The 13,415-nt window shown below is 63.0% G+C and carries 12 protein-coding genes; 5 read left to right on the top strand and 7 right to left on the bottom strand.

Going from position 1 to position 13,415, the window contains the following annotated elements:
• The first annotated feature begins 203 nt into the window (after window positions 1-203).
• Complete coding sequence (locus EC912_RS14885) at window positions 204-2,159, top strand: LTA synthase family protein (protein WP_132145438.1); 1,956 nt, start codon at window positions 204-206, stop codon at window positions 2,157-2,159.
• Between the two features lie 64 nt (window positions 2,160-2,223).
• Here EC912_RS14885 and EC912_RS14880 read toward each other — a convergent pair whose 3' ends face one another.
• Together EC912_RS14880 and EC912_RS14875 are read right to left on the bottom strand one after the other, a co-directional pair.
• On the bottom strand, window positions 2,224-3,642 hold the full coding sequence (locus EC912_RS14880; RefSeq protein WP_132145436.1) for a nicotinate phosphoribosyltransferase: 1,419 nt from the start codon (window positions 3,640-3,642) through the stop codon (window positions 2,224-2,226).
• Window positions 3,643-3,691: 49 nt separating this feature from the next.
• Window positions 3,692-4,435: a pirin family protein gene (locus EC912_RS14875; RefSeq protein ID WP_243649304.1), complete on the bottom strand. Its 744-nt coding sequence runs from the start codon at window positions 4,433-4,435 to the stop codon at window positions 3,692-3,694.
• Between the two features lie 385 nt (window positions 4,436-4,820).
• Between EC912_RS14875 and EC912_RS14870 the strand changes: the two genes are divergently transcribed.
• Window positions 4,821-6,194, top strand: coding sequence for an outer membrane beta-barrel protein (locus EC912_RS14870; RefSeq protein ID WP_132145434.1), 1,374 nt, complete (start codon window positions 4,821-4,823; stop codon window positions 6,192-6,194).
• Between the two features lie 37 nt (window positions 6,195-6,231).
• On the opposite strand, the gene EC912_RS14865 is transcribed toward EC912_RS14870, so the two are convergent.
• Window positions 6,232-6,675, bottom strand: coding sequence for a hypothetical protein (locus EC912_RS14865; RefSeq protein WP_132145432.1), 444 nt, complete (start codon window positions 6,673-6,675; stop codon window positions 6,232-6,234).
• A gap of 264 nt (window positions 6,676-6,939) precedes the next feature.
• Between EC912_RS14865 and EC912_RS14860 the strand changes: the two genes are divergently transcribed.
• Both EC912_RS14860 and EC912_RS14855 read left to right on the top strand, forming a co-directional pair.
• Window positions 6,940-7,947 (top strand): LLM class flavin-dependent oxidoreductase, encoded by a 1,008-nt coding sequence (locus EC912_RS14860; protein ID WP_132145430.1) that lies wholly within the window; start codon window positions 6,940-6,942, stop codon window positions 7,945-7,947.
• Window positions 7,944-8,381: a PIN domain-containing protein gene (locus EC912_RS14855; RefSeq protein WP_132145428.1), complete on the top strand. Its 438-nt coding sequence runs from the start codon at window positions 7,944-7,946 to the stop codon at window positions 8,379-8,381. The genes EC912_RS14860 and EC912_RS14855 overlap by 4 nt, the downstream gene beginning before the upstream one ends.
• 26 nt (window positions 8,382-8,407) lie before the next feature.
• On the opposite strand, the gene EC912_RS14850 is transcribed toward EC912_RS14855, so the two are convergent.
• The 3 genes from EC912_RS14850 to EC912_RS14840 all read right to left on the bottom strand — a co-directional run bounded on the left by EC912_RS14850 (window position 8,408) and on the right by EC912_RS14840 (window position 11,078).
• Window positions 8,408-9,307: a LysR family transcriptional regulator gene (locus tag EC912_RS14850; RefSeq protein WP_132145426.1), complete on the bottom strand. Its 900-nt coding sequence runs from the start codon at window positions 9,305-9,307 to the stop codon at window positions 8,408-8,410.
• Between the two features lie 237 nt (window positions 9,308-9,544).
• Window positions 9,545-10,204 (bottom strand): DUF6348 family protein, encoded by a 660-nt coding sequence (locus tag EC912_RS14845; protein WP_132145424.1) that lies wholly within the window; start codon window positions 10,202-10,204, stop codon window positions 9,545-9,547.
• Window positions 10,205-10,241: 37 nt separating this feature from the next.
• Entirely contained in the window at window positions 10,242-11,078 is an 837-nt protein-coding gene (locus EC912_RS14840) for a DUF72 domain-containing protein (protein ID WP_132145422.1), read from the bottom strand.
• 117 nt (window positions 11,079-11,195) lie between these two features.
• On the opposite strand from EC912_RS14840, the gene EC912_RS14835 reads away from it, so the two are divergent.
• Entirely contained in the window at window positions 11,196-11,828 is a 633-nt protein-coding gene (locus EC912_RS14835) for a response regulator (RefSeq protein ID WP_132145420.1), read from the top strand.
• Window positions 11,829-11,850: 22 nt separating this feature from the next.
• On the opposite strand, the gene norR is transcribed toward EC912_RS14835, so the two are convergent.
• A complete protein-coding gene (gene norR, locus EC912_RS14830) occupies window positions 11,851-13,404 on the bottom strand; it encodes a nitric oxide reductase transcriptional regulator NorR (protein WP_132145418.1) in 1,554 nt (517 codons plus the stop codon).
• Between the last annotated feature and the right edge of the window lie 11 nt (window positions 13,405-13,415).

Genomic DNA, 13,415 nt, shown 5'->3' with positions numbered 1-13,415 from the left:
CCCGTTCTAGCTGCACTGACCTGATGGCTCCGCAGTTTTCGTAAAGTCGTGTAGGGTGCCACAGTGAACGTACGAAGGCGTAGAGCGTTCGTACCTGGACGGCACCCGGCGAGGTTGCCGTAAGCTACGCTTCGATCCTTTCCGCCCATTCACACCCGACGCGGGTCGCCAACCCGGCCCGTGTCACGCCCAAGCGAGGTTCCATGCGTTCCCATTCGTCGGTCCCGGGTGCCTTGCGCCAGCGTTTCGCCCCCTTGGTTTGGTTCGGTGTGGTCTTCGTCGTCCTCGCGTTCGTCACGCGACTTGTCCTGTTGATCAAGACGGGCAAGGACGTGCCGCACGATCCGCTCCAGTGGCTTTATCTCTTTGGCGTCGGTCTGGGTTACGACCTGATGACCTACGTCTACTTCGCCTGGCCGATGCTGCTGGTGCTCTGGCTGTTGCCGCGCCGTGCCTACCTCTCCCGGATCGGCCACGCCATCTTCCTCGGTTTCTGTTTCGTCCTGCTTTTCGCGGTGCTGTACCTCGCCGCTTCCGAGCTTGTGTTCTGGAACGAGTTTGGCGCCCGCTTCAACTTCATCGCGGTCGACTATCTGGTCTATACGCACGAAGTGGTCGGGAACATCCAGGAGTCGTACCCGATCGTCCGCTGGTCGATCTATCTGCTGATTGCCACGATCCTCATTTTCCTGTTCTCGCGCCGCGCCCTGCGTGCCCGCGACAGCGGTTCCCGCTTCCTCGGCCGCACCGCCGTCGTCGGTGTCTGGCTGGTCCTCACCGTGGCGGGTTCGTTCGCCATCGACGGATCGATGAAGGACCGCGCACAGAACAACTACGTCAACGAACTGGCCGGCAACGGTATCTACCAGTTCTTCGCGGCGTTCCGGAACAACGAGCTGGATTACGCTCGCTACTACAAGACGATCGACAACGACGAGGCATTCAGGACATTGCGCGGCCTGCTGCAAACGCCGGACTCTAAGTTCGTCAGCGACGACCCGCACAACCTCACCCGCGTGGTGACCAACGAGGGTCCGGAAAAGCACCTGAATGTCGTGCTGATCAGCGTCGAAAGCCTTTCGGGCGATTACATGGAAGCGCTCGCCGGCAGCACCGGCAAGCACGAGCACCTGACGCCCAACCTCGATACGCTGGCCGACAAGAGCCTGTTCTTCACGCAGCTGTACGCGAACGGCACGCGTACCGTCCGCGGCCTGGAGGCGCTGGCGCTTTCCGTGCCGCCGACGCCGGGCGAATCCATCGTGAAGCGCCCCGGTAACGAAGGCCTGTTCTCGCTGGCCGACGTATTCAACACCAAGGGCTATACGTCGCAGTTCCTGTACGGCGGTTACGGCTACTTCGACAACATGAACCACTTCTTCAGCACGAATGGTTATGAAGCGGTCGATCGCAACGCCATTGCCGACAAGGACATCCACGCCGAGAACGTCTGGGGCGTCGCCGACGAAGATCTGTTCACCCTGACGATCAGTCAGATGGATAAGTCATTCGCGGCTGGCAAGCCCTACTTCGGGCATGTGATGACCACGTCGAACCACCGGCCCTTCACCTTCCCGAAGGATCGCGTCGACATGCCCCAGGGCAGCCGCCGCGCCGCGGTGAAGTACACCGACTGGGCCATCGCCGATTTCCTGAAGCGCGCGTCGACGAAGCCGTGGTTCGACGACACGATCTTCATCATTACCGCCGATCACTGCGCCACCAGCGCGGGCAAGACCAGCCTGCCGGTCGACCGCTATCACATCCCGCTGCTGATCTATTCGCCGAAGCACGTCCAGCCGGGGCGTGTGGACCGTCTGATGAGCCAGATCGATATTCCGCCGACGCTGCTGGGCCTGCTCAACTTCAGCTACACCACGCGGTTCTTCGGCTACGACCTGTTCAAGATCGAGCCGGGCCGCGAGCGTGCCTTCATCAGCACGTATCAGGAGCTGGGCTATATGCACGGCGACAAGCTGACCTCGCTGGTACCTCGCGACCCGGTGAAGCAGGTCGTGCCCAACCGCGATACCGGCGAAACCACGCCGGTGGAGCAGATAGACCAGGCCGATGCGAATGCGGCGGTCAGCTATTACCAGATCGCGGCGTATCTGTTTACGAACGGGTTGATGAAGTACGACGCGAAGGCGGGGAAGTAACGCTAGCCGGAAAGCCCCCTGTGCCCTCACCGTCGCCCCTGCGCAGGGACGACGATCTGGCGGCTCAGGTCCGCGCCGCGCGCGCCCGGACATCCGCGAAACTGAATTCGCGCACCAGCTCGCCGTTTTCCCACACGGTTGCCAGTGCCTCTTCCCATCCGGCTTCGATCGTCGACGGGTCGAGTTCGACGACACCATCGGGCAACGGCACCGTTCGGTAGCTGCCGTACTCGCGATGCCGCAGCAAAGTCATGCGGCCGCGCTTGGACGTCTTGCCCGCGTCGGTCACCGGGTCCTTGTACACGTCGACCCACCGACCGTCGATGCGCGCGGCGGAACACTTCAACGCGAACTTCTGCGTGTCGCGCGTCAGCTTCTGCAGCAGTGCGCCGCCCATGCCGAACGCAAGATTGTCGGCGGCGAAGCCCGCGCCCACGATGCGTTCCAGAATGGCGCGGATGCTTTCCGGGTTGATGCCGTCGCCCTGAATAACGCGCACGTGGTTGAGGACTTTGTAGCCTTTGCCGTTGATCGTGCTGCCGAACGCTTCGTCCAGCAGCGTCAGGCAGGTATGCACCACTTCGACCGGATCGCCGGAATCGGGACGGATGACGACCGTGGCACCGGACGCGATCACTTCGTCGCGCAGCGTTTTTCCCCAGTACTCGCGAATGGCGGCGTAGATGTCGTAGCTATCGGATACCACGGCGACGATGCCGCCGGGTTTTGCGAAGTGCCGGAGCATATTGCGATAGGCGTCGACCTCGTGGTCCTTGCCCCAGCTGGTGATCGTGCTGTGCTCGGCGGCGGGAATCGAGTATCCGGCCATCGGCTCGCCGTAATAGGCGCGGGCATAGAGCACGCCCGACACGGTATCGGTGCCCATGAAGTTCACTAGATGCGCCATACCGCCAAGACCGGCCGATTCCGCACTGGATACGCCGCGCGCGCCGAAATCATGCAGCTTGAAAGGCAACTGGCCCGCTGCGTCGTCGCTGGTCCGGTCGAGATAGTGCGCGATCGTGCGCCGCACCTGCCAGCTGATGGTGGCGACGGTCACCGGATACCACAGCCGCAGCAACAGGGTTTCCAGATAAGAAGGCAGCCAGTAAGTCTGGGGATCGGTCGACTCGATCGTCACCAGCGCCTGGTGCGTGGGAACGACGCTACCTTCCGCCACCGCGCGGATGCGCAGCGGCAGCCGGCCCTGGTGCGCGTCCACGATGTGTCGCCAGCCCGCTTCGTTGAAGGGCTCGCCGTGACCGGCGAAAAAATCGCGCGCTTCGTCGATGTCCTTGTGCGACACCGGTCGCGACAACCACGCCTTCAGGATGGCCTGAAGGCCGAAGAACACCGTGCTCTCATACACGCCGCCGCGCGATTCGACGTAGAAAAACGTCCCGTCGGTGCGCGGCGGATATTGCAGCCAGTGGCTGGCCTTGTAGCTATCGGTATTGAGAACGAGGTTGTCGAGGTGGTTCATGCGCGCTCCTTCGCGTCAGCATAACCACCTCGCAACCGGTGCGTCATGGTCAGTCGGTATCGACCAGCACCAGTTCGGCATCGTCCAGCGCCTTGATCGTCAGCGCCGGTTCGTCGCGGAACGCGACGCCATCGCGTGCTTCGACGCGCTTGCCGTTGATCTCCAGCGCACCCTTGGCCGGTACGAGGTAACCGAAGCGGCCCGTCGCCAGTGCGTAGTCCAGCGATTCGCCGGCCTTCAGGCTCGCGCCGAGCACGCGGGCATTCGCGCGGATCGGCAGTGCCTCGTCGTCGCCGGCGATACCGCTGGCAAGCGTGACGAAACGGCCGGAGCGATCGCCCTTGGGGAAGGGCTTCGCGCCCCACGCGGGCTGCTCGCCGCCGCGGTTGGGCATGATCCAGATCTGGAAGATCTGGGTGGCGCCCGGTTCCGCGTTGTATTCGGCATGGCGGATACCCGTGCCGGCGCTCATGACCTGCACGTCGCCCGCTTCCGTACGGCCCTTGTTGCCCAGGCTGTCCTCGTGGGTGATCGCGCCTTCGCGGACGTAGGTGATGATTTCCATGTCCGCATGCGGATGCGGCGGGAAGCCGGTGCCCGGGGCGATGGTGTCGTCGTTCCAGACGCGCAGCCCGCCCCAGCCCATGCGCTTCGGGTCGTGATAGGAGGCGAACGAAAAATGATGCTTGGCGTCCAGCCAACCGTGGTTGGCGCCGCCGAGGCTGGCAAAGCTCTTCACGTCGATCATGTCTTGCTCCCCGGTAGTGACCGGCAGGTGGTGATGGCTGCGCATTTTCCGCCGATTCCGGTGTCGCGGAGCCTCCGGCAAGGGAACGGATTGTTTCCCTGACGACACTCTTTACGGAAACGATACGCCCCGGCAGGGAAACGCTACCCCGTTTTTTCATGCGTTTTTGGACAATACGTCCGTTCCCCAACGAGTGACGACACGTCATGGACGTTTGCAGCGACCGCGCCATGTTTCCGGACCCGGCCCCGGATCACCGCGACACGGTGGTCCGACTTTTTCCGGCAAGGTGCCCGGAAAGCGCGATGCGCGACATATCCATGGCCTGGGCCACGGACAGGGACGAGTACGAGCTCGGCGGCTACGCCGGTATCTGAACCGCTTTCCAACCGATCGAACCCGCGCTGCGTGCGCGGGCTGGAGATGAGTCATGAAACACCCCTGGTTTGCCGCCTTCGCGGCAGGCATGGTCGCGCTTTGCATGGCGGGGAACATCCACGCGGAAACGGCGTCGTCCGATTGCGACCGCGGCCTCATTTCCCGCATGGCGGCGGCATACCGCGAGGATGCGCAGCCGTCGGCACCCGGCGATGCGCCGCCGCGCCGCGCGATGGATGCGCCCCTGGATTCTCCGCCGTTTCCCTCGTCCGAATGGCAGCTTGGCGGCGTGGACAATAACGTCGGCGTGCCCGATACGAATGCGCGGTACCCGTTGGAGAAGGCGCTTTCCTGCAATGCGCTGGGCCAGTGGCTCGACCGCAACAAGATCCAGGTCTACGGCTGGATGGCTCCCTCGATCAACTTCAGCTCGTCGGACAATTCCAACTATCCGGTCTCGTACGTCAGCCGCCCGAACCGCGTGGAGTTCGATCAGTTCCTTCTGCGTATCCAGCGCCTGCCGGATACCGTGCAGACGGACCATATCGACTGGGGTTTCCACTTCGACCAGCTCTATGGCTACGACTATCACTACACGGCGATGAAGGGCGTCGTCAGCAACCAGTTGCTGAACAATAATCGCGTGAACGGATACGACCCGATGATTTTCTACGGGAACATCTATATCCCGTGGGTCGCGCAGGGCATGGAAGTGATCTTCGGTCGTTATCTTTCGCTTCCCGATATCGAAGCGCAGTTCTCGCCGAACAATTACCTCGTGACGCATTCGGTGCTGTACACGGTGGATGCCTATACCAACATGGGCATCCTCACGACGACGAAGCTCAACGATCAGTGGACGCTTCAGGTCGGTCTGCATGGCGGCGACGACGTGGCGATCTGGAATCGCGACGCACGGCTCACGGGGCAGGTCTGCGTGCGCTGGGTGTCCAAATCCAACGACGACATGATTTATCCCTGCGTCGAGTCGTACAACAACAAACGCCAGACGTACAACAACCTGCAGGAATACGTGATTACCTGGGGTCATCGCTTCAACAGCCGTCTGCACATGTTGACCCAGGCCTACCAGCTGACCGTCAACAGCGTGGCGTTGGCCACCTTGCCCGAAGGCCAGACCAAGGACGCGAATGCGTACGGCATCGTCAATTACATGAACTACGAGCTGAATCCGCGCACGATGCTGTCGTTCCGCAACGAGTTCTATAACGACGCGGACGGCCAGCGCACGGGTTACAAGACGCACTACGTCACCAGCACACTGGGCATGACCCGCTGGGTGACGCCCGATCTCGAAGTCCGTCCGGAAGTCCGCTACGACCACGCCTCCGACCAGGCGGCATACGACAGCGGAACGAAGCACACACAGTGGATGGCGGTGATGGACGTCATCATGCACTTCTGAAAAAGCGCCCCGACGATGCCGTCGGGGCGCGATCCGCTTAGCGGATAACTTCGCGAACGACACGCGAACCGGTCAGGCATAGCGTGTTGTCGGGGAGGAACGAGTTGAGGTTTTCGATGTTGTCTTCGACGTAGTTTGCCGGCCACTGGCAGCCGGTGATGGCGAAGTCGAAGAAGCCGATCGAATCCGGCGCCAGGTGAAAATTCCAGTGGCTGTTGTAGCTCTCGCGCCCACGGACGACTTTGCCGAGGACCGAGCGCGGCGCGTCGCCTTTTCCGTTCATGGCCTGTAGCGTGGCGTCGAGCCTTTCTTTGTCGGTCACCTTGATGATGAACTCCTGCGCCTCGATGGTCGGCGCGCTGCTGAGCTGGACGGCGAAGTAACGGGGTTCGACCTGGGCAGCTGGACCGGCGAAAGCCGTGGTCGCGGTGATGGCGAGTGCTGCGAGCAGTGCCGTGGCGGCAGTCGTACGAATGGTCATGGGATTCATTCCTTGAAGTGGAGTAGTGCTTCGCGGCCGATAGGCGGGAGGTTGCGAAGCGTGGCCATGAAACCACGCCGGGATCGCGTTTTGGCAGCGAACAGAACACCTTCCGGTTATGCCCACGGTCGCGTACGGTCGCGGCCGACATAGCGGGTATGAAGAATTTACTCAGGTCTTCGCGGCCGGGTTGCAAATGCCTACACCGCAGCCCATATGGGATACATCGGCGGCCCAGCCGCCTCCCGATGCCGAGGCCCCCGGATGATTCCGTTTTCCGTTCTGGATCTTTCGCCCATTGTGCGTGGCGCTACGCCTGCCGATGCGCTACGCAATACACGCGAGCTCGCACGCCATGCCGAGCGTCTGGACTACAAAAGATTCTGGCTCGCCGAACACCACAATTTCCCGGGTATCGCCAGCGCCGCCACGTCGGTCGTGATCGGTTATGTCGCGGAAGGTACGTCGACGATTCGTGTGGGCTCCGGTGGTGTGATGCTGCCTAACCATGCGCCGCTGGTCATCGCCGAGCAGTTCGGTACGCTGGAATCGCTGTATCCGGGTCGTATCGACCTGGGCCTCGGCCGTGCGCCCGGTACGGATCAGGGTACGGCCCGCGCATTGCGCAGGGCCATGGGACCAAGCGACGATCGTTTTCCCGAAGATGTCGTGGAGCTGCAGCGTTATCTCGGGCCGCAGCAGCCGGGCCAGACCGTGCGCGCCGTACCCGGCATGGGCACCAACGTACCGATCTGGCTTCTGGGCTCCAGCCTGTTCAGCGCACAACTTGCCGCTGAAATGGGCCTGCCCTTCGCTTTCGCATCGCATTTCGCGCCGGATCTGATGATGAACGCACTGAAGGTCTACCGGACGATGTTCCGGCCTTCCGATGTGCTCGACAAACCCTACGCGATGCTCGGGATCAACGTATTCGCCGCCGATACCGATGAAGAGGCGCAGCGATTGTTCACGTCGTTGCAGCAGCAGTTCTGGAATCTGCGTCGTGGAACGCCGGGCCAGTTGCCGCCGCCGGTCAATACCATGGAAGGCGTATGGACGCCCATTGAGCGGGCCGGCGTGGATCACGCGCTGAGTTGCGCCGTGGTGGGATCGCCCGACACCGTGCGCGAAGGTCTGGCGTCGTTTATCGAACGCACGGGCGCCGACGAACTGATGGTGACGGCGCAGATCTTCGATCACACCGCGCGTATGCACTCGTTCGAACTGGTGGCACAGGCGCGCGACGCACTGGCGGAACGTCAGGCGGCATGACGCCCCGCCGGATCGTCCTCGACACGAATGTCTGCCTTGACCTGTTCGTGTTCGGGGACCCGAGGTGTGCGGCGTTGCGCGATGCGCTCGATCGGGGCGTCGTGGCCGCGGTAACCCGCGAGGATTGCCGGGACGAGTGGCTGGCTGTGCTGGAATACGCCCGTCTGGGGCTGGATGACGCGGCCCGGGAGACGGGCCGCGCGCTTTACGACCGCTACGTCACGCCGTTTGTCGCTATCGACGCCGTACCGGCCTTGCCGCGCTGCGGTGATCCGGATGATCAGAAATTCCTGGAGCTGGCGGCGACGGCGGGAGCGAAAGTGCTGTTCAGTCGCGACGCCGAGCTGCTGCGGCTATCGCGCAGGACGTCGCGCGATCATGGCTTCGCGGTAGTCACGCCGGAAACATGGGGCTCGCCGCACGCTTCGTTGTAGGAGCGCGCTCTTGCAGAAAGGCACGGTCAGTCCCAGTGCCATTCTTCTCGCAGCCGCTCGCTGCAAAACTCGACGAAGCGGCGCACGCGCGGCGCCAGGTGTTGCGCGTTCGCATAGACCGCCTGTAACGGCGCCGCGGAAATCGTGTAATCCGGCAACAGCCGCACCAGGCGCCCCGCCGCGATATCGTCGCCGACATCCCAGATCGACTTGATGACGATGCCCGCCCCTTCCAGTGCCAGCGTCTGCGCGGTTTCGCCATCGTTGGTGACGAAGGTCGGCCGTACGTGCGCGACGATCGCGGCGCCTTCGTACTGGAAGTGCCAGTCGCTGGTGGGGTGTTCGCCGAACACGATGCAGTGATGCGTTGCCAGCGCTGCCGGATCGGAGGGAAAGCCGTGCCGCGCAAGATAAGAAGGCGCAGCGCATACGACACGGAAATTCGGTGCCAGCTGTCGTGCGATCAGAGACGAATCCGCCAGTCGGCCAAAGCGCACGGCCAGGTCCATGCCTTCCTCGACCAGGTTGACCAGCGCGTCGGTTAGTACGAGGTGTACGCGCAGCTCCGGATGCAACGCCTGGAAGGCGACCGCGAGCGGTGCGATGCGACGGCGGCCAAAGCCGCGCGGTGCGGTGATGCGAAGCACGCCGGTAACGGTGTCGCGCGTATGCGATACGGCAGCCTCGGCTTCTTCCACTTCGGCCAGGATGCGCACGCAACGCGCATGGAAGATGGTGCCCTCTTCCGTTAGCGACTGGCGTCGCGTCGTGCGCTGGAGCAATCGCACGCCCAGCCTTGTCTCAAGCGCGGTCAGTCGTTTGCTCACGACGGCCAGCGACAGGTCCAGCTCCCGCGCGGCGGCCGAGAGACTACCTGCCGAGACCACCCGGGCGAAGACCGTCAGTTCGAGCAGGTTGTCGATCATTCTCAACCCTTGGGGAATAGTGATGAATGTTTTATCGATGAGAGGTCCGGCCCCTCATCGTCGTTCCGGCGTACGCCGGAACCCGCGGCGAGGCGGTCGGTTCTCGCGACTGCGTTCGTCGCTTTCACGCCGGATCGTCAGCGTTGGAATTCGCCCGACGTGGTCGCTGCGGACCCCGGCGTACGTCGGGGTGACGGTGAGGGCGTCGAGCGAGCCGCCCTCACCGCCTTGCGCGCCTTATTCCACCGGCACCAACGCAATAAAATTCCGCAGGCTGTAATACCGATCCTCGCGAGGCCAGTTCACCGAACTCAACGCCTTGTCGCCCGCGGCCCAGGGTTTGTTGTCCAGCAGTACTTCGATCTGCGTGCGACCATCGCCCATATTGCCGTAGAAAACGCGGACCCAGTGCAATTCGCCAGTCAGCGGCTCTGTGGCGATGACCGCCTGAAGCGCCGTCATCGCTTCGTCGGGCACGTCGAGAGGCTCGGTACGCTCGCCGCGCAGCGTGAAGTTGCCGATATAGGCATCCCACGGGCGTCCGCCGATGACGATGCGCTCGATCGCGAGCTTCGACTTGTCGACGGTATGCCAGCAAGCCGCCAGCATCACGTGGAAATCGTTGCTCGCAAAGGTGGCAAGCGCGTCGCGGCATCCGGCCTTACCGCCGCCGATGCCCGGGAAAATCTCTTCGATCCGGCGTTCCTCATCCAGCACGATATCGATGTCGAGCCGACCGACCTGCCCGTCCTTGCCCTCGTGCCAGATGCCACCAATGGCCGGGAAATCGCCTTCCGTCAGCAGCCATTCGTCCTCGTCGCGCTCATCGGGTTCGTCGAGTTCGATGCCGTGTTCGGCGAACAGGTCGAGCAGGTAGTTCTGGATCAGCCGTTCCATAGGGCTCCGGTCGGACATGGGTGATGACAGGGCACGATTATGAGGCTTTCGACATGCCAGGTAGCTGAAGCAGTGCGATAGCGGCCGCCGGATTGCGCTCCTTCGCGGCGGAGATGAAGTACAGGAAGACGTCGCGCCCCGCATGTTTTTGCCCGGGTTTGCCGGCATGGGGCAGGTCGGCGGGGTCCCCGCCCTTCGCCCACTCGTCCGCCCTGCGCGCCCATGTCGCGAGTTCGTGCGCCGGATAGCCGGTTTCTTCGCCCGCCCTGCTCCTCATCAACCGGGCGTAGACGAAGTCGCCGGTCAGGTCGGCAAAGGACGGATAGTTGGGCGAATCGGTGAACACGGTGGCGACGCCATGCTTCCTCGCCAGGGCCAGATAGGCCTCGCACCTGAAACTCTCGTGCCGTACTTCGACGGCATGACGCAGGGAAAGCTGTCCGACTTTCGCCGGCAACAGATCCAGGAAGGCCCCGATGGCCTCGGGGTCGAAAACACGTGTAGGGAGCAACTGCCACAGAATGGGGCCAAGACGGTCGCCCAGTGAGACGATACCTTCGACGAATCGCTCGATCTGCTCGCCGGCATGTCCCAGCGTTTTGGTCTGCACGATGCTCCGTGGCGCCTTTACCGAGAACACGAAGCCGGCCGGCGTTTCGGCGGCCCATTTCTCGTATGTTTCCCGGCTTTGCGCCTTGTAATAGGTACCGTTGATCTCGATCGCCGTGACCTGGCGGCTTGCGTACTCCAGTTCGCGCCGTTGAACGAGACCGGCGGGATAGAAGTTGTTTCGCCACGGTGCATAGGTCCAGCCTCCCATACCGCTGCGGATGTGGCCGGGTTGGGTCCTGGCTTGGTCCTGCATGGAAACCATACGAAGGCTCTCGGTAATGGAGGGTGCACACTGGCAGGGTGGCGGTGGACGATCCGTCGTCGCGGGATGGGCATGCTTGCGAGATACTCGTGCGGCTCCTTCTTTCGATCCAGGCCCATGAGCTCCGAATCCGCGCCCATCCGCATTATGACGGTCGACGATCACCCCTTGCTGCGCGAGGGTATCGCCGCCGTGATCCAGGGCCAACAGGATATGGCGCTTGTCGCGGAGGCCAGCAACGGACGCGAGGCGGTCGAGTTCTACCGGAAGTACCGGCCCGATCTGACGCTGATGGACCTGCAGATGCCCGACATGGGCGGGCTTGAAGCCATCGTCAGAATTCGCGCCGAATTTCCGGACGCACGCATCCTGGTGCTGACCACGTACAAGGGCGACGTGCAGGCATTGCGCGCTTTCAAGGCGGGTGCGCAGGGATATCTGCTGAAAAGCGAACTGCGCAAGGACATGGTGGAGACGATTCGCCAGATCATCGCCGGCAAGCGTCGCGTCCCGGCCGAGATAGCGCACGAACTCGCCGGTCGCGCGCATGAAGACGAACTCACCCCACGCGAGACCGAAGTGTTACGTCACGTCGCCGCGGGCGGTGCCAATCGGGACGTGGCGCTGGCGCTTGGCATCGCGGAGGAAACGGTCAAGGCGCACATGAAAAGCATCCTGGCAAAACTCCAGGCCAACGACCGTACGCACGCGGTGGCCATGGCGCTCCGGCGCGGCATCATCGAACTCTAACGGAATCGAATTATCCGCCGGCTCAGCGCAGCCCCAGCCGGCGAGCGCTGCGTGCCAGATTCGCCCGGTCGACGCCCAGCGACCGGGCGGTGGCAGCCCAGTTGCCATCGTGGCGTTCCAGCTGGTCCTGAATAATGCGGCGCTCGTGGGATTCGAGCATGGCGCGCAGAGTGGTACCGCGCGGCGCTTCGCTTTCGGGCAGTGGCGTTTCCGGTTCGAGTGGTTCCGATCCGGAAAGGTCGAGGGTCTCGGCAGTCAGCGTGAGGACCGACGCGTCGTGATCGCGGCGACTCGCCATGGCCCGCAATACGCTGCGGCCAATCAGATGTTCCAGCTCCCGTACGTTGCCCGGCCATGGATGGGCGAGCAACGCGTCCTGGGCATCGGCGGCAAGACGAATGCCTGCCAGACCGGCCCTCGCCCTCGCCTCTTCCAGAAATGCACCGGCAAGCAGCAGCACGTCGCGCCCACGTTCGCGCAACGCCGGCACCGTCAATGGATACACGCTCAGGCGATGAAACAGGTCGGCCCGATAGCTGCCGACCTTCACGGCCTCCGCCAGGTCCCGGTTGGTCGCTGCGATGACGCGTACGTCCACGGTGTGTTCGCGATCGGAGCCGACACGTTGCAACTGTCCCGTCTGCACTACGCGCAATAGTTTGGCCTGCACGCCGGGGCTGAGTTCGCCGACTTCATCAAGGAACAGCGTGCCTTTGTCGGCTAGCTCGAACTTCCCTCGGCGGTCGCCGGTCGCGCCGGAAAACGCGCCTCGCACATGACCGAACAGTTCGCTTTCGACCAGGTTTTCGGGCAGTGCCGCACAGTTGATATTGACCAGCGGCTGCGTCGCCCGAGCCGACGCGGCGTGAATGGCGCGTGCGACGAGTTCTTTTCCCGTGCCGGTTTCACCCTGGATCAACACGTTCAGGTCGCTGGTGGCGACGACGCGGATCTCTTCCATCAGGCGACGATAGATCTCACTCTGGCCGATGGGTCCACGAGGCGTGCGTTCCTTGACCGCATTGCGATAGGCCTCCGCACGGCGTCGTTCGGTGGTGGCCGAAATGCGCAGCGCCGTCATGCGTTCGGACGCCACGACCGTCGCCGCCGCCAGCGATGCGAACGACGCCAGCGCCGACAGGTCCACCGACTCGAAGCTTCCCGGAGCCAGCGAATCGAGTGTGATCACGCCCCATGTGCGGCCGTCGACACGCAGGCGGCATCCCATGCAGTCATGTACCAGCAGACGACCCTGCTGATTCGGAATCAGGCCGTCGTACGGGTCGGGAAGCGGACTGTCGTGAGGAAACCGCGTGGGGTCTTCGTTGGCGACGAAAAGTTTGAGACGTGGATGCTCGTGAATCGAGAAGCGCCGGCCGAGCGTGTCTTCGCTGAGACCGTCGACGCTTAGCGGAACGAGGATGTCGTTATCGAGACGAAGGATCGCCGTGGCATCGCAGGGAAAATGCTCGCGCAATGTCTTCAGAAGACGCTTGTAGCGCTCGGCATCGTCGATGTCGTGCGTGAGGTCGGCAACGAGGGGGAGTAAACCGGAAAGCAGGGAAGCAGGAGTCATAGAGACAACGT

The organism is Luteibacter rhizovicinus, from assembly GCF_004342265.1.
Lineage (GTDB): Bacteria > Pseudomonadota > Gammaproteobacteria > Xanthomonadales > Rhodanobacteraceae > Luteibacter > Luteibacter rhizovicinus_B.
This window is presented reverse-complemented; position numbering and strand designations above follow the sequence as displayed.

Coding starts and splice junctions, on each gene's coding strand:
- EC912_RS14885 (WP_132145438.1), top strand. CDS start 204: ATGCGTTCCCATTCGTCGGTCCCGGGTGCCTTGCGCCAGCGTTTCGCC.
- EC912_RS14880 (WP_132145436.1), bottom strand. CDS start 3,642: ATGAACCACCTCGACAACCTCGTTCTCAATACCGATAGCTACAAGGCC.
- EC912_RS14875 (WP_243649304.1), bottom strand. CDS start 4,435: ATGCGCAGCCATCACCACCTGCCGGTCACTACCGGGGAGCAAGACATG.
- EC912_RS14870 (WP_132145434.1), top strand. CDS start 4,821: ATGAAACACCCCTGGTTTGCCGCCTTCGCGGCAGGCATGGTCGCGCTT.
- EC912_RS14865 (WP_132145432.1), bottom strand. CDS start 6,675: ATGACCATTCGTACGACTGCCGCCACGGCACTGCTCGCAGCACTCGCC.
- EC912_RS14860 (WP_132145430.1), top strand. CDS start 6,940: ATGATTCCGTTTTCCGTTCTGGATCTTTCGCCCATTGTGCGTGGCGCT.
- EC912_RS14855 (WP_132145428.1), top strand. CDS start 7,944: ATGACGCCCCGCCGGATCGTCCTCGACACGAATGTCTGCCTTGACCTG.
- EC912_RS14850 (WP_132145426.1), bottom strand. CDS start 9,307: ATGATCGACAACCTGCTCGAACTGACGGTCTTCGCCCGGGTGGTCTCG.
- EC912_RS14845 (WP_132145424.1), bottom strand. CDS start 10,204: ATGGAACGGCTGATCCAGAACTACCTGCTCGACCTGTTCGCCGAACAC.
- EC912_RS14840 (WP_132145422.1), bottom strand. CDS start 11,078: ATGGTTTCCATGCAGGACCAAGCCAGGACCCAACCCGGCCACATCCGC.
- EC912_RS14835 (WP_132145420.1), top strand. CDS start 11,196: ATGAGCTCCGAATCCGCGCCCATCCGCATTATGACGGTCGACGATCAC.
- norR (WP_132145418.1), bottom strand. CDS start 13,404: ATGACTCCTGCTTCCCTGCTTTCCGGTTTACTCCCCCTCGTTGCCGAC.